The 16,462-nt window shown below is 66.9% G+C and carries 12 protein-coding genes; 4 read left to right on the forward strand and 8 right to left on the reverse strand.

The features are described from left to right. Positions 1-35: 35 nt before the first annotated feature. The 4 genes from NGM29_RS14800 to NGM29_RS14815 are packed head-to-tail and all read right to left on the reverse strand — an operon-like array spanning position 36 to position 5,033. A complete protein-coding gene (locus tag NGM29_RS14800; protein WP_254157158.1) occupies positions 36-1,688 on the reverse strand; it encodes a DUF7519 family protein in 1,653 nt (550 codons plus the stop codon). Beyond that, on the reverse strand, positions 1,685-3,205 hold the full coding sequence (locus NGM29_RS14805; RefSeq protein ID WP_254157159.1) for a DUF58 domain-containing protein: 1,521 nt from the start codon (positions 3,203-3,205) through the stop codon (positions 1,685-1,687). The genes NGM29_RS14800 and NGM29_RS14805 overlap by 4 nt, the downstream gene beginning before the upstream one ends. Beyond that, positions 3,202-3,885: a DUF7269 family protein gene (locus tag NGM29_RS14810; RefSeq protein ID WP_254157160.1), complete on the reverse strand. Its 684-nt coding sequence runs from the start codon at positions 3,883-3,885 to the stop codon at positions 3,202-3,204. The genes NGM29_RS14805 and NGM29_RS14810 overlap by 4 nt, the downstream gene beginning before the upstream one ends. Further along, complete coding sequence (locus NGM29_RS14815; RefSeq protein ID WP_254157161.1) at positions 3,882-5,033, reverse strand: DUF4129 domain-containing protein; 1,152 nt, start codon at positions 5,031-5,033, stop codon at positions 3,882-3,884. The genes NGM29_RS14810 and NGM29_RS14815 overlap by 4 nt, the downstream gene beginning before the upstream one ends. Positions 5,034-5,160: 127 nt before the next feature. Between NGM29_RS14815 and NGM29_RS14820 the strand changes: the two genes are divergently transcribed. Continuing rightward, entirely contained in the window at positions 5,161-6,246 is a 1,086-nt protein-coding gene (locus NGM29_RS14820) for a M48 family metalloprotease (RefSeq protein WP_254157162.1), read from the forward strand. A 28-nt stretch (positions 6,247-6,274) separates the two neighbouring features. On the opposite strand, the gene NGM29_RS14825 is transcribed toward NGM29_RS14820, so the two are convergent. Beyond that, on the reverse strand, positions 6,275-7,510 hold the full coding sequence (locus tag NGM29_RS14825; protein ID WP_254157163.1) for a trans-sulfuration enzyme family protein: 1,236 nt from the start codon (positions 7,508-7,510) through the stop codon (positions 6,275-6,277). A 155-nt stretch (positions 7,511-7,665) separates the two neighbouring features. Between NGM29_RS14825 and NGM29_RS14830 the strand changes: the two genes are divergently transcribed. Beyond that, a complete protein-coding gene (locus NGM29_RS14830; RefSeq protein WP_254157165.1) occupies positions 7,666-8,781 on the forward strand; it encodes a Gfo/Idh/MocA family protein in 1,116 nt (371 codons plus the stop codon). 93 nt (positions 8,782-8,874) lie between these two features. Here NGM29_RS14830 and NGM29_RS14835 read toward each other — a convergent pair whose 3' ends face one another. Both NGM29_RS14835 and NGM29_RS14840 read right to left on the reverse strand, forming a co-directional pair. Continuing rightward, positions 8,875-11,061, reverse strand: coding sequence for a S8 family serine peptidase (locus NGM29_RS14835; RefSeq protein ID WP_254157166.1), 2,187 nt, complete (start codon positions 11,059-11,061; stop codon positions 8,875-8,877). Positions 11,062-11,154: 93 nt separating this feature from the next. Continuing rightward, positions 11,155-13,965, reverse strand: a complete 2,811-nt coding sequence (locus NGM29_RS14840) for a S8 family peptidase (RefSeq protein WP_254157167.1) — start codon at positions 13,963-13,965, stop codon at positions 11,155-11,157. A 333-nt stretch (positions 13,966-14,298) separates the two neighbouring features. Here NGM29_RS14840 and NGM29_RS14845 point away from each other — a divergent pair, with 333 nt between their 5' ends. After that, positions 14,299-14,985: a CehA/McbA family metallohydrolase gene (locus NGM29_RS14845; protein WP_254157168.1), complete on the forward strand. Its 687-nt coding sequence runs from the start codon at positions 14,299-14,301 to the stop codon at positions 14,983-14,985. Continuing rightward, on the forward strand, positions 14,982-16,142 hold the full coding sequence (locus NGM29_RS14850) for an asparagine synthase C-terminal domain-containing protein (protein ID WP_254157169.1): 1,161 nt from the start codon (positions 14,982-14,984) through the stop codon (positions 16,140-16,142). Before NGM29_RS14845 ends, NGM29_RS14850 begins: the two co-directional genes overlap by 4 nt. 50 nt (positions 16,143-16,192) lie before the next feature. On the opposite strand, the gene NGM29_RS21185 is transcribed toward NGM29_RS14850, so the two are convergent. Next, entirely contained in the window at positions 16,193-16,321 is a 129-nt protein-coding gene (locus NGM29_RS21185; RefSeq protein ID WP_256499061.1) for a hypothetical protein, read from the reverse strand. Positions 16,322-16,462: the final 141 nt, after the last annotated feature.

A 16,462-nucleotide genomic window follows, 5' to 3' on the forward strand; every position in this document is an offset into this window, starting at 1 on the left:
CGACCGAGAGATTGCTCGAGGCACCTACGCGCCCGTCAATATCCACCTGGCGGTGGCTGTTTGAAGTCGCCAGCCGCATCGCTCGAGGACAGCCGGCTGAGCAACCAGAGGACGGCGATCGGAACCCCGATCAACAGGACGACGGTCAGCAACGCGTCGAGTGCGTCGACGACGGCCGCCGCCCCCAGGACGAGGATGACGGCGAGGGCGGTGACCACGAGTTGGCTTCGCAGTCCCGTTCCAATACGACTTCGAGTCGTCGACAGCCACCCGGAACCCATAGCGATCGATCCGACGAGGGCGAACACCGCGAGCAGTGCCAGCGTAACCGGGGCGAGGGCGTGCCATCGCTGTCCCGGCGGTGTTACGGCGCCGATTCCGTACATGGCGAGTACCGCGAGGGAAACCCCGATTCCGCCGACGACGACCGTCCCCATTGCGTGGACGAGTTCCGACTGGCGGCTGTCGACCGACGGCCCCAGCTGTGTACGGAGGGCGTGACTCCGCTCGGTGAGATCCCAGACCGTAATCGCGCCCGCTACGGCGAGAAACACGCCAATCGGAGCGAGACCGAGTCGAGAGCCGACGAACGTTGCGACGAGCATCGACCCGCAGCCGAGTCGTCGAAGCCACCCTCGCCAGTCACGCAGGTCCGACGCGAGCGGAATGACGAGCAACTCGAGGAGGACGACCGTCAACAACGTGCCGAACGGGACCCAGACCGCCACGTTCGGGTCGACCTCGACGAACGGGAGAGATGCCAGCGCGAACGCGACAGGCGGGACGACCAGACCGCCGGTGGCGAACGCGACCGTTCGGAGCGGAACGGGGCCGAACCAGGCGCGCGCCGGCGAGGCGACCATCCAGCCGAGACAGATCACACCCGCGCCGAGAGACACGCCCAGGAGCGCGAGGTGCAGGCCGCCGCTCTCCAGAGCGAAGCGGACGAGGGCGCCGACGGTTCCCATCGCTCGCAGTGTCGACTCGAACGCGTCGCCGGTTCCCGGGGCCAGCAGCACGACGATTCCAATCACGAGAACGTAATAGGCACCCGTCGGAATCTTCCGTACCCGTTGGACGATCGATCGAACGGTCAGCGTCGACGTTCGATCCGGGAGGAGTCGCTCGAGGGCGGATCCGGCACACGCGACTAACACCGTCGCCATCACGGACAGCGCGAGCACGGAGAGAAGACTCGCGTGCGATCCAATCGTCACCGCCTCGAGCGTCAGTCTCGTCCCCGAAAGTACCCGTCCGACGACGCCGGTCGCCAGGGCGAAAACCCCGACGGTGACGGGGAGCGACGAGAGGGTCGAGTCGCGAACCGACCAGGCGGCCGACTCCCGATTCGACTCGCCGTCGATTCCTGCGGCACCGATCGCGAGGACGGCGACCGTGTTCGTGACGACCAAGAGCAGGCCCACACCGCCCTCGTAGACGGCGAGACCCCAGCCGCCGAGGACGGTGAGCAGGCCTGTCGTGATGAGGACGCTGCCGAGGGCTCGACGAGCGAGTCGGTCCGAAGCGGCGAGTACGGCCCCCAGAGCCAGTCCGAGTGCGCCCAGACCCGCCAGCGCGCCCTCGAGTCCGTATCCGGCGCCCCAGCAGATACCAACCGTCGTCACCGCTGCGATGGCCGTGGCGAGCAAGCGAAGGTCGGTGGCTGCGACCGCACGATCCGTCTTCACGTCGACCACCGCCGTTTACTCCGATCGACCGCGACGTGGAGGGACTCGTCCGGGCGCCACTCGACGACGCGAACGCCGTGACTCCGGAGCGTCGATCGCCGACGGTCGACCTCGAGGCGCTCGAGGGCGCCGGCGAGGTCGGGTCGGTCGGCTACCCCCGGACAGACGACGGTCACCTCGTGCCCGTAGGCGCGGAATCGACGAACGGAGGCGACGGGGTCGTCGTCGAGTAAGGGCGTGACGAAGACCACCTGTTTCTCGTCGGCCAGGTGTCGGCAGAACCGATCTATCGATTGATCCCCGTGAGCGAGCCACGACGGGCGGCCGAACGAACCACACCACTCCCCGTCGAGTAGCCGACGGACTCGAGCCAACTGGTCGCGCCCGGTTCGCGGGAGCAGGTAGTCGCCGCGGCCGCCGTAGAGGGCGACCCCGACGCGGTTGTTTTCGGCCAGTAACGTCGTCGCCAGCCACTCGGTTGCGCGGATCGAGAGCGACCGGCCGTCGAGTTCGCCCGAGTTTCGGACGACCGCACTCGCGTCTCGCGCGTCGACGACCACGACGACCGACGTGGCCCGCTCCTCGCGGAACTCGATGGTCGTCAACTCGCCGGTTCGCGCGAGCCGTTTCCAGTCGACTCGACGCATCGGATCGCTCGGCTGGAAGGGGCGAAGCGAGTGAAACTCCAGTCCTTCGCCTCCGACGTCGGTCTCCACCCGACCGGGGTGCTGGATCGTCTGCCCCGCGAGCGGGAGGCGCTCGAGGGCGTCGTTCCACGTCAGGCGAGTCCCGTTGCCGTCGTCCTGGTCCTGATCCTGGCCTTCATCTTCGTCTTCGTCCTCGCCCTCGCCTTCGAACTCGTACCGCCTCCGCAGCCGTTCGCTCCCGCTCACGTTCCGGCTCTCGACGACGACGTCGTCGAAGACGTGCGTGCCGCGTCTCGGATTGACGGCGTACTCGAACGTGAGAGATTCGCCAGGTGCCAGACTGCCGACCGCCCTGGGCGTCCCGTCGAGAGCGAGATCCGTCGGCGGTTGGTCGGCCACGCATACGTCCGGCGCGGCGTCGGTTCCGTCGTTGGCGACCGTGACGGTAACCGAGACTGACTCCCCAGGGACGGGGTTGGACGGCTCGAACCGTCGCTTAACGACTAGCTGCAGCGACGGTGGGGTCGTCGCGTAGCCGTAGACGGCGTAGGTTAGGGCCACGACCGACGACAGAAACACGGCGGCGTCGCGAGCGACCACGCCGACGCCGACGGCGACCAGGGCAATTCCGAGGGCGACCGTCCAGCGGTCGCTCGAGATTGGTCGCTCGTCGGCGACCGTTCCCGTCGTCCGGGTGGCCGATTCACCGTCGGTTTCGGTCGCGGCTTCGCCCAATTCGGGAGCCGATCGTTCGGCGCTGTCGGAGGCACTATCGCCGACGGAGACGCTGTCCGTTTCGGGCCCGGAAGCGTCGGACTCCTGCCCACGGGGTTCGTCGACCTCCAGTTCGAGTGTACTCGCGTCGCTCACGATCTCGCTCGCCTCCGCTGTCGGCCCGGTTCCTCGCGGTCGAGTTCACGATCCTCGAGTGCGTCAGAGCCGATCCCTGCCATCGATTCGTCGAAACGGCCCTCGAGAGGCGACTCCCGAAGCGCCACGAGTTCCGTTACGGCTGCCTGAGCCTGTCGTTGCTCGCGCCGACCGACGAGCCAGTCCTGCAATCGCGTCCGGTTCGACAGCGTGACTGCGTCCGAAAGATAGGCGGCCGCTCGCGGATCGTCCGTCCACGTCCCCGATCGAACCAATTCACGCGCTTCCTCCGCGTCGTAGCCGCTGTCGATCAGCGTCGTCATCACCGCGTCGGTAACGGCGATGCGCACTCGGTTCCGTGCTCGTCGTCGTCGAACGCGTTCGGCGCGATCATCGCCGAGCGACTGTCGCTCGAGAGCGTGCTCGACGTCGTCGCCGATTCGGTCGACCGAGACACTGTCGTCGGTTGGGCCTCCGAGCCTCGAGTGTGCCCCGGCACCGGCTACCGTCGAGACGAGCACCATCGCGCCCAGGACGATCGCGACGCCACCGCCCCCGAGTACGACCACGTCTCGAGCGATGGCCGCGCTCGCCGGAGGGAGCACTACCACACCGGTGGTGGCCAGGAGCGTCGCCAGCAGAGCGCCCGCCCCGAGTGCGATCAGGATCGTTCGTTTCACTCTCGCTCACCGTCCGCTCCGTCGTGTCTCGAAACGATTTGCTCGTAGGCCGCTCGCGCACGACGGACGCGAGCGTCGGTTGCCGGATAGTTTCCGTACCGAACCTCTCGAAATGTCTCGGTGAGCGTCGAGACGGCCGACTCCGGAAAGCCCGCGTCGACCGCGGCACTCGCGTACTCGCCCGGTGTCTTCGACCGGTCTCGTCTCCGTGAGACGAGTCCGGTCAGTGCGGCCCAGGCTTCCTCGACCGTCTGGGGTCCAGGATCGTCTTCGGTCTCGGCGTCGTCGGTCGTTCGGCGATCGTCGTCTTGAGTGGCCGTCGACTGCGACCAGGAACCGGCCGCTCGACGAGACAGGCTGAAGCCGTCGAAGAGCGACGCGATGCCTCCGGAGAGGGAGAACGAGCGGGAACGTCTCCCGAGCGAACCCAGCGCACCAGCGATTCCCGTCGGAAGCGAGACGACCGCGGACCCGAGTCCGCGGCCCAGGCCGCGACCGGCCATTCCGAGTGTCGACTCGACGGCGCGTCCGGTTCGAACGAAGCCGTCGACGATGGCCGGCGTCACGCGCGTAACTCCGATCGTCGCCGCCATCGTCACCTGCGGGATCCGCTTGAGACGAAACCGCAGGCGAGGGAGGAATCCGTCCGGAAGGGACACGTCGGCGTCTACGTTTCCAGGGGCCCGATCAGGGTGTGTTCCTCGCCAGAGCAGGACTATCGGGCCGACGACGATCAGGCTGGCGAGCGCGACGACAGCGGCTCGAAGGAGGTCGGCGCCACCGCTCGAGGCGCCGTCTTCGGGTTCGGCCCCATCTGCGGTCGATTCGTTTTCGTCGTCCGAATCGTTCGGTTCCCCGTCCGAGTCGTCGGGTTCGGCGCCGTCGTCCGAGTCGTCCGAGTCGTCCGGATGGTCACTCGAGTCGGAGCCGTCGCTTTCGTTACCATCCGGGTCCATCGCGTCTCCGTCCGGGTCGCTCAAACCGTCCCCGCCGTCCGTCTGGGGTCCGGACTCGCGGTAGTGGTCGTCGCTCACGGCGTCCTGGTCGGGGTAGTCGCCGTAGCCGGCCGCGGGGAGGAACGCGGCGGCGGCGAGGACTGCGAGGACACAACAGGCGACGAGGGCGGCGTTGTGGCGGTCGTATCCCACACTATCGCTTCGTGCGTGGCCGATTCGTAAAAATGTTACCACTGTGACCAGTAGTCGACCGGACATGTGGAAGATCACGACGTCTGCGCGACGAAACTATTTTCGACCGACAGGTTCAACCGGGTGCATGGTCTCTCGCGACCTCCTCGGACGCATGGCGACGACGCTCGGCGCCATCGTCCTCGCCAACTTGGTGCTCGCCCTCGCTTTCGTCACGCTGCTCGAGCCCTGGCTCGCCCCCGTCTTCGACGGCGTCGGACTCTCTCGCGGCGTCGCGTTCGCTCTCGCGACCGCCCTCTGTCTAGGATGTATGCTCGCCGTCCAGTTGCGGTACGCCCGCCTGGAACTCCTCGCCGAAGCCGACGCCGCTGTGCTCGCGCCCGAGGAGCGGCCGGAACTGACCGATCAGGTCACGCGACTCGCTGCCCAACTGGACGTCGCGGTGCCAACGGTCGCCGTTGCCGACACCCAGGTGGCCAACAGCTTCGCCGTCGGCGGCGTTCGTTCGGGCACGATCGTGGTTAGCGAGGGGCTCCTCGGGACGCTCGAGCCCGCGGAACTCGACGCCGTCCTCGCCCACGAACTCGCGCACCTGAAGAACCACGACGCGGCGGTGATGACCCTCGCTTCGTTCCTCCCGGCGCTGATCGCCGACGAACACGTCGTCTTCGGGGATCACATGCCGCGGTGGGCCCGACCGTACGTCTACGGTGGACTCTTGTTCGTCGCGGCACTCCTCGGGTCGTCGTTCATCGACGCGCCCGTGTTCACCCCGAGCGGACTCCTGCAACTCGCCGTGGCTCTGGCCGTCACCGTCGTCGTCGGCGGGATCGTTCTCGGCGTCGTCGCGACTGCCGTCGTCTTCCTCAGCCGCAGCCTTTCGCGCCAGCGGGAGTTCGTCGCCGACCGTGCCGGGGCCCTCGCCACCGGCGATCCGGCAACGCTCGCGGGCGTCCTCGAGCGACTCGACGGACACCCGAGCGCCCCCGTCGAAGACGCGCGAATCGAGGCGGAGGCGACGTCCGGCGAGCACTACCGCGGTCTCGAGGGGATGTGCTTGCTTCCGCACGGTTTCGATCGGTCAGGGGAAGGAGCGACGGACGGTAGCGGCCCGCTCGAGGTGGACACCTATGCCCATCCCTCGACGACCGAGCGTATCGCACGGCTTCGAAAATTGGCTGCAGAACTGGAAAGCGAGCCGCGCGTGGGATGAAATATCGGCGACGGGACCGGAAGCGGCCTCAGTCGTTAGCGGCCACGGGTGCCGTGTCGAGCGCCGCGAATCCCGACTCGAGGTCAGCGAGCAGGTCGTCGACCGACTCGACCCCGACGGACACGCGAATCAGCGTGTCGGTAATGCCGACGGCTTCCCGCTCCTCCCGGGGGAGCGGTTCGTGGGTCATCGCCGCCGGGAGTTCGATCAGGCTCTCGACGCCGCCGACGCTGACTGCGAGGGTGAACTCCTCGAGCGTCTCGAGGAACCGTTTCGCGTCCTCGAGTTCGCCGTCGAGTTCGAACGAGAGGATGCCGCCGTAGCCCTCCATCTGTCGAGCCGCGAGGTCGTGCTGCGGGTGAGACTCGAGGCCGGGATAGTAGACGTCGGTGACGGCGTCGTGACTCTCGAGAAACTCGGCGACGGCCATCGCGTTCCCCTCGTGCTGGCGCATGCGCATTGGGAGCGTTTTGAGCCCCCGGAGGACGAGGTAGCTGTCGAAGGGCGCGAGCATGTCGCCGACCCCGACCTGCTGCTGGAACCCGATTTCCTCAGCGAGGTCGTCGTCGCTCGTGACGACGGCGCCGCCGATGGAATCGGAGTGACCGTTCAGGTACTTCGTCGTGCTATGGGCGACGACGTCCGCGCCCAGTTCGAGCGGGCGCTGAAAGTAGGAACTGGCGAAGGTGTTGTCCACTCCGAACAAGACGTCGTAGCTCTCGGCAATTTCTGCGATCGCGGCCACGTCACACAGGGTCATCCGGGGGTTCGTCGGCGTCTCCATCCAGATCACGACCGTCTCGTCGGTGACGGCGGTCTCGACGGCCTCCGTGTCGCCCCCGTCGACGAACGTCACGTCCACGTCGAGGCGGTCGCGAAAGACTGACTCGAGCATCCGTCGGGTGCCAGCGTAGAGGTCGTCGCCGGCGACGAGGTGATCGCCGGGTTCGACGCTCGAGAGCAGGGTCGTGAAGATTGCGGCGGTACCCGAGGAGAAGGCCATCGCGTGCTCGCCACCCTCGAGGCTCGCCAGGCGTTTCTCGAGGGCGTGTCGAGTGGGATTCGAGAGCCGAGAGTAGAGGAACTCGCCGCGGTCGGGGTCGACGTCCTCGAGGCTGAGATCGGTGTCGAGTCCGGGGAGGGCGAACGTCGAGGAGAGGTGGATGGGGGTGGTGACGTCGCCCGCCTCGCTCCCCACGCGGAACGGCTCCTCGCCGGCGGTGACGGCCCGGGTCTCGAACGCAGCACGATCTTCCTGTTCCATACTCGACGTCCACGATGGATTGCCGGTAATAACTTTCCATCTACCAGTAATATTTGCCTCGCTCTCGTATTATCGGCAGCTATCTTTCACCCGAAGGCAGGAAGGACCGAACCGAGACGCAAACCAATAACTACCGTGCGAATGAATATACGGCTATGAGTCTCTCCGTCGGCGTACTGGGGTATCGATTCATGGGCAGGGCGCACGCGAACGCGCTCGCACGGCTCCCGATGTTCTTCCCCGAGGCGCCGGATGTCGAGCGCCAAGTGCTGATCGGACGGGACGAGGACGCTCTCGCGGACGCCGCCGACCGCCTGGGCTTCGCGTCGACCGCCACCGACTGGGCCGATGTCGTCGACGAGGTCGACGTCTTCTACAACCTCGGGCCGAACCACGTCCACGCCGAGCCCACCATCGCCGCGCTCGAGGCCGGCACCCCCGTCTTCTGTGAGAAGCCGCTCGCTCCGACGCTCGAGACCGCCGAGGAGATGGCCACGGCCGCTCGCGAAGCCGGCGTCCCCGCCGGCGCCGCGTTCAACTACCGGTTCGTGCCAGCGATTCAGTACGCGAAGAACCTGCTCGAGGCGGGCGAACTCGGGGAGATCCACCACGTCCGCGGGCGCTACCTCCAGGACTGGCTGGTCGACCCCGCAGCCGAGTGGTCCTGGCGAAACGACGAGGAACTGGCCGGGTCGGGTGCACTCGGCGACCTGGGGTCGCACACGGTCGATCTCCTGCGTTTTCTGGTCGGAAACGACGACCTCGCGGGCGAAATCGAGCGCGTCAGCGGCCACCTCCGGACCTTCGTCGACGAGCGGCCCACCGGGGACGGGGGGACGCGGCCGGTGACTGTTGACGACGCCTACTCTGCGCAAGTCGAGTTCGCAAACGGGACGATGGGCACCCTTGAGGCCTCACGGTTCGCAACGGGGCACAAGAACGACCACACGATCGAGGTCCACGGTTCGAAGGGGAGTCTCAAATTCTCCCTCGAGCGGCTGAACGAACTCGAGGTCCTGCGCGAGGGCAACCGCGGTTACGAGACTGTGCTGGTCACCGACGAGGACGACCCCTACGTCGATCACTGGTGGCCGCCGGGGCACGTCATCGGCTGGGAGCACACCTTCGTCCACGAAAACTACGAGTTCCTCTCGGCCGTCGACGCGGGCGAGGAGTACGAACCGAGCTTCGAGGACGGACTGGCCGCCCAGCGAGTGCTCGACGCCGTCGAGCGAAGCGACGAGCGCGGCGAGTGGGTAAGTCTCGAGTAGCTGGGAAGCGTCGCGGAACGTTTTCTCGACGGGTATTGCTCGAGCCGAAACGAAGACAGGTCGCTACTCGAACCGAAACGAAGTCGGGCTACCTCAGGTTTCCACGCCCAATACGGTGTTGTCGTCGGCCTCACCGAACGCGACCCAGTCGTCGTCCGTCTTGGCTGCGTTCGCCTCGCTCGGGCCAAAGGTGTACGTCCCCGTCTCCGCCGGCGCTTCCGCGAAGTAGGTGAACGTGGCCGTCTCGCCCGGGACCGCGGTTCCGAAGTAGACGTACTGCACGTCGCCATCTTCCTCGACGCGCTCGACGTCGCCGTGTGCCTCGTCGACCGACCACTCGGCGAGGACGACGTCCCTCACCGTCGCTTCGTGTGAGACCGACTCGACAGCCACGTCCACGCGGTTGGTCTGGCCAGCGGTGAACGCCGACCCATCGTCCTCGCGAGCACCCGCCACCTCGAGCGTTTCGGGCGTGTCAGGGTCGACCAGTTCGACCTCGTTGTGCTTCGCGAAGTCGCCGGCCGCCGCTCGCCGAACGGCCGACGGTGCGTCGACGAAGCCGGTACCGGCGTTCCACGGGGTGTAGGCGGTGTGGGCGTCGCGGGCCTGGGCTTCCACCGTGTAGATGACGTCGGCGGGCGACCAGTCGTGGCCGTTCTTGCGCGCGGCGTCGATCACCAGGGCACAGATGCCAGCCGCGGCCGGGCAGGCCATGCTCGTCCCCGTCATCGGCGAGTAGTAGAGTTCGTCGTCCGGCTCGAGCGCGTCCAGCGCGTCCGTCGGGCCGACCGTACTCATCACGGCGTTGCCCGGGGTCGCGACGCCGGGTCGATAGAGGCCAACCGGTCGGTACCGATACGGTTCGCCGAGCTGTTCGAACGCCTCGAGGGCGATCTCGTAGGTGACTACGACGTTGGTCGCGGGTTCGACCTCGATCCAGTAGGTCTCGCCGCCCTCGACGTCCGTCGTCAGCGTCTGGTGCTGGTAGACCAGCTCCTCGCCGAGTTGGGCGACTTCCTCGCCGTCTTTCGAACCCTGGAGGACGGTCAGTGTGATCTGCTCGCCGTCTGGCGTCAGCGAGAGGTCGAGTTCGAGGACGTCCGCGTTGTTCGGCGCGACCCACTCGTAGTAGTCGCTGCCGGTACCTGTAGGGCCGACTTCGCCCGCCCACGACTCGGTGTCGACGACGTACTGTCCCCGGGTCATCGCGGCGTGGAACTTCTCGAGGTTTCGCAGGGCTTTTCGGCGGTCGTAGTTGGTCTCGCGGTCCTCGTCCGGCGTTCGTCCGCGCGAGGAGAAATCGGTGACGTGCTCGTCGTCGCGGGTGGCCGCCACGCCGAGCACGTGCGGCGCTTTGGCGAACCGCGAGAGGGTATCCGGGTCGGGGCCGTCGTTGCCCGCCGCGAAGACGGGGACGATTCCACGCTGGAACGCCTCCCAGGACGCGACGTTGACGGGGTCGTTCGGGTTGTACCGCACGTCGCGAGCGACGCCGTAGGAGTTCGACACCACGTCGGGATCGAAGTCGTCGTCGGGGTCGTCCGCCCGGGCCAGCACGTGATCCCACGCGCCCACGACGAACGGGAGGTAGACGGCCTCGTTGGTCGAGTAGACCGACACGCGGGCCCCGGGAGCCATCCCGCGGTATTGCCCGTCGCTCGCCGACCCATCACCGGCGACGATGCCGGCGCAGTGGGTGCCGTGCCCCAGGTCGTCGGTGTCCGCGCCGGCACCGAGGTCGATCCAGTCGGGATCAGGATCGCCCAGCGGATCGTCGACCCACTGCCAGTTCGACTCGAGTCGACCGTCGAAGTCGGGGTGCGGGCCGGAAAAGCCCGAGTCGATGACGACGGTATCGACCGACGAGCCGTCGTAGCCGAAATCAGACTGGACCACGTCAGCGCCCGTCGCCTCGCGAGAGTCGTCGTTGTAGAACTCGAGTTCTACGGCCTTGGTGACCCGCCGAACCGCGTCCCAGTCGGCGACCGTCGAGAGCTGATCGCCGGTCAGGGCGGTGTAGGCCATCGGGAGCACCTCGTACTCGACGAGGCCCGCCTGCAGGTCAAGGTCCGACAGGAGCCCGACCGATTCGGCGTCGTCGAAGACGACGATCACCTCCTGGAGCACGTCGCTCGCGGTGTCGAGCAGTCCGTCGAGCACCGACGTGTCCGTGTCGGCTGTCGCCGTTCCCGAAAACGGGAGCAACGACGCTGCGCCGGCGGCGCCGGCGGTCCTGAGTACTGTGCGTCGGTCGATGTGGTGTGACGTGTCCTCTGACATCGTGGAAGTAGATTCGTATCGGTAGTGGTGTGCTTCGAGACTCGAGCCATCGTTCGGGCCGCGGACTCGAAGCTCGAGGCGGTGAACCGGGCTCTAGGTGCTCTGACCGACGACGACGTTCGAGTCGCTCGTTCCCGTAATCGCGACCCAGCCGTCGCCCGCGTCGACCTCGGCTGGGCCGAAGTCGTAGGTGTCGCTCAGCAGCAGTTCGTCGGGCGCCTCGACGAAGTACTCGACCGACGTCTCGGTGTCGGCGGCGGCCGTTCCGAAGTAGACGTATTGGACGCCTTCGCCCGCCTCGACGCGCTCGACGTCGTCGGAGTACTCGGTCAGGACGTCCCACTCGGCGGGAACGACGTCCCGGAGTTCAGCGTCCGCGCTCGGGTTCGCGGTCAGCTGGACGTGGTTGGTCTGCCCGCCCGTGAAGACGCTGGCGTCGTCCTCGCGGGTGCCGTCGACGAAGAAGCCGTCCTCGACGTCGACCGTGAGGTCGAGGTGGACCTGCACGTCGTCGCCGTTGACGCAGCCCGGCATGTTGACCAGTTTCGCGACGATGAACACCGTCTGCTCGCTCGCGTCGCGGCCGAACGAAACGGACGTCTCGGCCGATCCCTGGAGTCCCTGGGCCCGTCCGAGCACGTTCGGTTCGCCGTTGTCCGCCGGGTTCGCGGCGTCGTAGACGAACAGGTCGATGTGCGGGTCGCCCTTCGCCGCGCCCTTGTCGCCGCCCGAAAGGTGACTGATCTCGATGTTGGCGGTAACCGTACCCGGGCCGGCCTGCACGTACCCCGCCGCGGCGCGCTCGTCTTCAGGGACGTTCAGACCAACGACCTCGCTCGAGGTGCCCGACAGTTCGCGGGTAACGGCGTCGATGGCCGGGCCGGGGTTCACGCGGCCGTACCCCTCGAACGGGTCCCGCCCGCCGAAGTCGTACGTGGGTGCCTTTGCGCGGTGGTATGGCGCTGCGGTGAGCGCCGTCTCCGTCGCCGTGGCCAGCAGCACCTGCTTGAGGCGCATCACGTCGTCGAAGTCCGTCTCCGCGGGTTCGGGAAGTGCGATGCTCGAGGGCGCGTCCTCCTCCATCGCCTGGGCGACTAGTCCGGCGGTACCGTTCGTATAGGGCGAAGCCATCGACGTGCCGGCCTTGCCGGTGTAACCCCGGATCGGCGGCTGTTCGTCCTCCGGCTGGTCCGCGACGCCGGTGTCGGCCGCATTGGCCGTATCCGTCACGTACCCGCCCGGCGCGGTGGCGTCGGGCTTCATGTACGTGTCGTAGTCCTCCTCGTCGATGCCGCCGATGCCGCCGCTCGAGTACGCCGAAATGCCGTCGAGCGGGCCGGTCGCGACCACGGAGATGGCCTCGTCTGCAACGGCCGGTGAGCCGTTCCCGTTGACCGGCGTCGCAGCGTTACCCGCCGCTGCGACCGTCAGTACGCCCGCGTCGGCGATCTCCTTGATTCGAGCTGGGATGCGGTCGAGCGTGCCCGCCGCCGCCCCCAGCGGCAGGCCGCCGACGTAGCCCCAGGACATGTTGACCGTGCGCATGTTGAACAGGTCGGCGAAGTCCGCGGCGTGCCGGCCCAGGTCCTCAGTCGGGCCCGAGAGGCCCTGCAGGCACACGAGACTCGCGTTCGGTGCGACACCGGAGTGGAAACCATCGTGTTCGCCGGTTCGATCGGCGGCGGTGGTGTCGGGATCACAGAACGCTCCGGCGGCGACCGAGTCGACGTACGCAGCCGTCGCCAGTTCGCCTTCGGCCGTCCGGACGTAGACCGTGTAGGTTCCCGACTCCTCGGCCGGAGTTACGGCGGTCACGTTGTCCTGGACGCCCTCGTCGGTGTCGAGCGTGGTTCGCTCGAGCGTTTGTCCATCGGGCCCCTCAATCAGGACCTCGATCAGTTCGCCGAACGCGGAACCGAAGACCCCCGTGCCGGCGTCGGCCTCGACCTCGTAGGCGAGGTAGTTGCCGGTCACCGCCGAGAGCGCGGTGCGAGGTTCGTCGGTCTGGACGGTATCCGGGTCGATTGCACTCGCCCGTCCGCTCCCGCCCATGATAGACGCGCAGTGAGTCCCGTGGCCGTTCTCGTCGCGCGGTCGCTCGTAAAAGCCGTAGTTCGACCCGGCGTCGTACCAGCCCACCGTCTTGGGGGTGTCGGCCGTCGGCGTCCCGTCGGTTCCCTCGAAGACGACGCTCGAGTCGTAGGTCGTTCGCTCGCCCTCGTAGGCGAAGTACGTGCCCGAAATCTCGTACTCCGAGAGCGTGTTGATGTACGCCTCGGCGACGAAACGGTATCGCTGGTCGGGCGTGACCGAGGTTCGAATCGTCTCGGGCATGCTGCCGGAGGCCGCTCGCGCGGCGGTCTCCCACTGGCCATCGACGTACTCGTCGATCCGGAACTCGAGATCGTTGGTGTTCTCGACGAACGGCGACCACGAGAGCGAGGCGTCCAGTTCTTCGACGCCGCTGGGTGTCGTGAACTCGTGGTAGGCCTCCTCGCCGGAGACGAACGTCCCAGGCCCCATCGTCCCCGAGAAGGACTCGGTGTCGCCGGTCTCGACGCGCTCGAGGTCGTTTTCGTCTGGTTTCGTGAGTTTTACCTGACCGTCCTCGATGAACGCCTGGACCCCGTTCCACGGCCCGAGGTCCGGATGCCGCGAGTCCAGGCCGGAATCGGTCAGTGCGATCGTCCGGTCGGTTCGACCGCGATATCCTCTATCCCAGGCGTGACGCGCCTCGAGCGCCCGCCAGTTGAGAAATCGTGGATCGATGTCGTCGGTCGCCCCAACGGTGGTCGTACTCGCCCCACCGGCCAGCGCCGCCCCCACGGCGACCCCGGTCGCTTTGACGAATGTTCGACGTGAGAACCCGGTTCCCCTCTGCTGATCTTCGTTACTCCCTGACATGGGATGTGAACGCGTATTCCAACGTCATTGATAACATAAACGGTTGTGACAAACCGATCCAAATGAGGCTACATATTTGTGGACAGTGTGAATCGGACAAGATTTTCTGTTGATACTCACAGCCTTCGACGAAGTATCGAGCCTCGAGAATCGTGCTCGAATCCGGTATCGGTCGTTCAAAGGCGTTCAGGTCTGCCTCGAGAGCGATTCAGTATCGAACGACACTATACAATGTATAGTTAGAGCCAGATACGCACAATTCAGAGACTACCACCGGCCGCAACCGATCGGCAGTATTTTGTCCGGCCCGCCACGAGTACGACCCAGAGAACCGTGTTGTCGGTCGAACTCCACGTCCACTCGTCGCTCTCGTACGACGGCCGCGACCCGGTCGAGTTCATTCTCGAGCAGGCCTCGGCCGTCGGCCTCGACGCCATCGCGATCACCGATCACGACGAAATCGCCGCGAGCCTCGAGGCCGTCGAACGGGCCCCGAACTACGGCCTCGTAGGCATTCCAGGCATGGAGATCTCGAGCAAAGCGGGCCACGTGCTCGGCTTCGGCATCTCCGAGGCCGTTCCGCCGGGGCTCTCCTACAAATCCACCCTCGAGGCGATCCGCGAGCAGGGCGGCATCGCCGTCGTCCCCCACCCGTTCCAGGAATCCCGGCACGGGGTGATGGCCCGCGTGTCGCGCGCCGACCTCGCACAGGCAGACGCGATCGAGGTGTACAACTCCCGACTGCTGACCGGGCGGGCGAACCGCCAGGCCGAACGCTTCGCGCGCGCTCGAAACCTGCCGATGACCGCCGGGAGCGACGCCCACATTGGTGAGATGGTCGGCCAGGCAGTCACCCGCGTCGACACCGACGACCGTTCGGCCGACGGGATCCTCGAGGCCATCGCCGACGGACGGACGACGATCGAGGGGAAGCGAACACCCTGGCACATCAGCTTCCGGCAGGCCGCCGGCGGCGTCAAGCGCCGGATCAAGGGTGGCGTCTTCCAGCTGTTTCGATGACGGACTTCGATTCCCGTGGCGATACCGAAGGACGCCCTCTCCGGGGCGCCTCGAGTACCCTCGTCCGCGACGCCCTCGAGACGTGCGACCCCTTCCCCGGAACCGCGGGCTTCGCCGGCTGGATCGACGGCGCGCTCGTGCGTGACGTCCTCGGGCGCGTTCCACTGTTCGTCGAGGAACCAGTCCTCGAGGGAGACGTCTCGTTGGCCCCCGACCGGGTGGCGTTTTCGCCCATTCCCCTGGCGGAGCCAGCGCTCGTTCCCGCGGGCTCCCGCCTGGGACCGGCGGGGCTCGAACAGGTCTGGTCCATTCCCGAAATCGACGTCTTGGAACCGGAAGCCAGCGGAGGCGACGATGCCACCGCCATCGACGCCGTCGACGATGCCATCACCACCGCTATCGACGCCGTCGACGTACAGAACGTCGCCGTCGCCTTCTCCGGCGGGGTCGACTCGGCGCTCGTCGCCGAGTTGCTCGACGCGCCACTTTACGTCGTCGGCTTCCAGGGCTGTCACGACGTCGAAGCCGCCCGTACGGCTGCCGAGGCGATGGGACGAGACCTGACCGTCGTCTCCCTCGAGCCGAGCGACCTCGAACGCGCGACTCCCGCGGTCGCCCGCGCTATCGGGCGAACGAACGCCATGGACGTTCAGATCGCCCTGCCATTGTACCTCGTGGCCGAACGAATCGCCGCGGACGGCTTCGACGCGATGGCCGTCGGCCAGGGGGCCGACGAACTCTTCGGCGGCTACGAGAAGGTCGTCCACCTCGATCACCGGGTCGAGTCCGAGACGGTCCGCGGTGCGGTTCAAGAACAGATCGAGACGCTCTCGGAACAGCTACCGCGGGACGTCCTGGCCGTCGAAGCCGCCGGCGTCGAACCCGTCGCGCCGCTGCTCCACGACGCCGTCGTCGAGGCGGCGCTTGCGCTCCCCCCGCACTTGCTCGCCGACGAGGACGAACGAAAGCGCGCGCTTCGGGCGGTCGCGAGCCGATACCTGCCCGACTCCGTTGCCCGTCGAGAGAAGAAAGCCGTCCAGTACGGCAGCCTCGTCGCTCGCGAACTCGACCGTCTCGCTCGTCAGGCCGGCTACAAGCGACGGATGGACGACCACGTCACGACGTACGTGGAGTCGCTGTGCTCGAGCGATAACTGATCGATAGAATGGCCGCGCAGAACGGGCGGTCGACGACTCGAGGTGCGGGCTCAGGTCCAGTCTCCGAGACAGCGCGAGGAACAGAAGTGCAGGTCGACCGTCTCCGATGGCTCGCTCTCGAGGTGCGTCTTGAGCGTGTACGCGACCGAGTCGTTCGTGGCACAGTTATCGCATTCCATACGAGGTATATCGAGACCCCCTACCCTTACTATGGGGTCGTTAACGCCCCTCGAGCGGCGGAAATCCCTCGTTTCAGGAGAGTCAAGGCGGGCCTGAAGGGGACGCGATTTGCGCGAGTGCTCGAGGAACATTCGGACTCG

The sequence above is a fragment of the Natronosalvus rutilus genome (genome assembly GCF_024204665.1).
Lineage (GTDB): Archaea > Halobacteriota > Halobacteria > Halobacteriales > Natrialbaceae > Natronosalvus > Natronosalvus rutilus.

Coding starts and splice junctions, on each gene's coding strand:
- NGM29_RS14820 (WP_254157162.1), top strand. CDS start 5,161: ATGGTCTCTCGCGACCTCCTCGGACGCATGGCGACGACGCTCGGCGCC.
- NGM29_RS14825 (WP_254157163.1), bottom strand. CDS start 7,510: ATGGAACAGGAAGATCGTGCTGCGTTCGAGACCCGGGCCGTCACCGCC.
- NGM29_RS14830 (WP_254157165.1), top strand. CDS start 7,666: ATGAGTCTCTCCGTCGGCGTACTGGGGTATCGATTCATGGGCAGGGCG.
- NGM29_RS14835 (WP_254157166.1), bottom strand. CDS start 11,061: ATGTCAGAGGACACGTCACACCACATCGACCGACGCACAGTACTCAGG.
- NGM29_RS14840 (WP_254157167.1), bottom strand. CDS start 13,965: ATGTCAGGGAGTAACGAAGATCAGCAGAGGGGAACCGGGTTCTCACGT.
- NGM29_RS14850 (WP_254157169.1), top strand. CDS start 14,982: ATGACGGACTTCGATTCCCGTGGCGATACCGAAGGACGCCCTCTCCGG.
- NGM29_RS21185 (WP_256499061.1), bottom strand. CDS start 16,321: ATGGAATGCGATAACTGTGCCACGAACGACTCGGTCGCGTACACGCTC.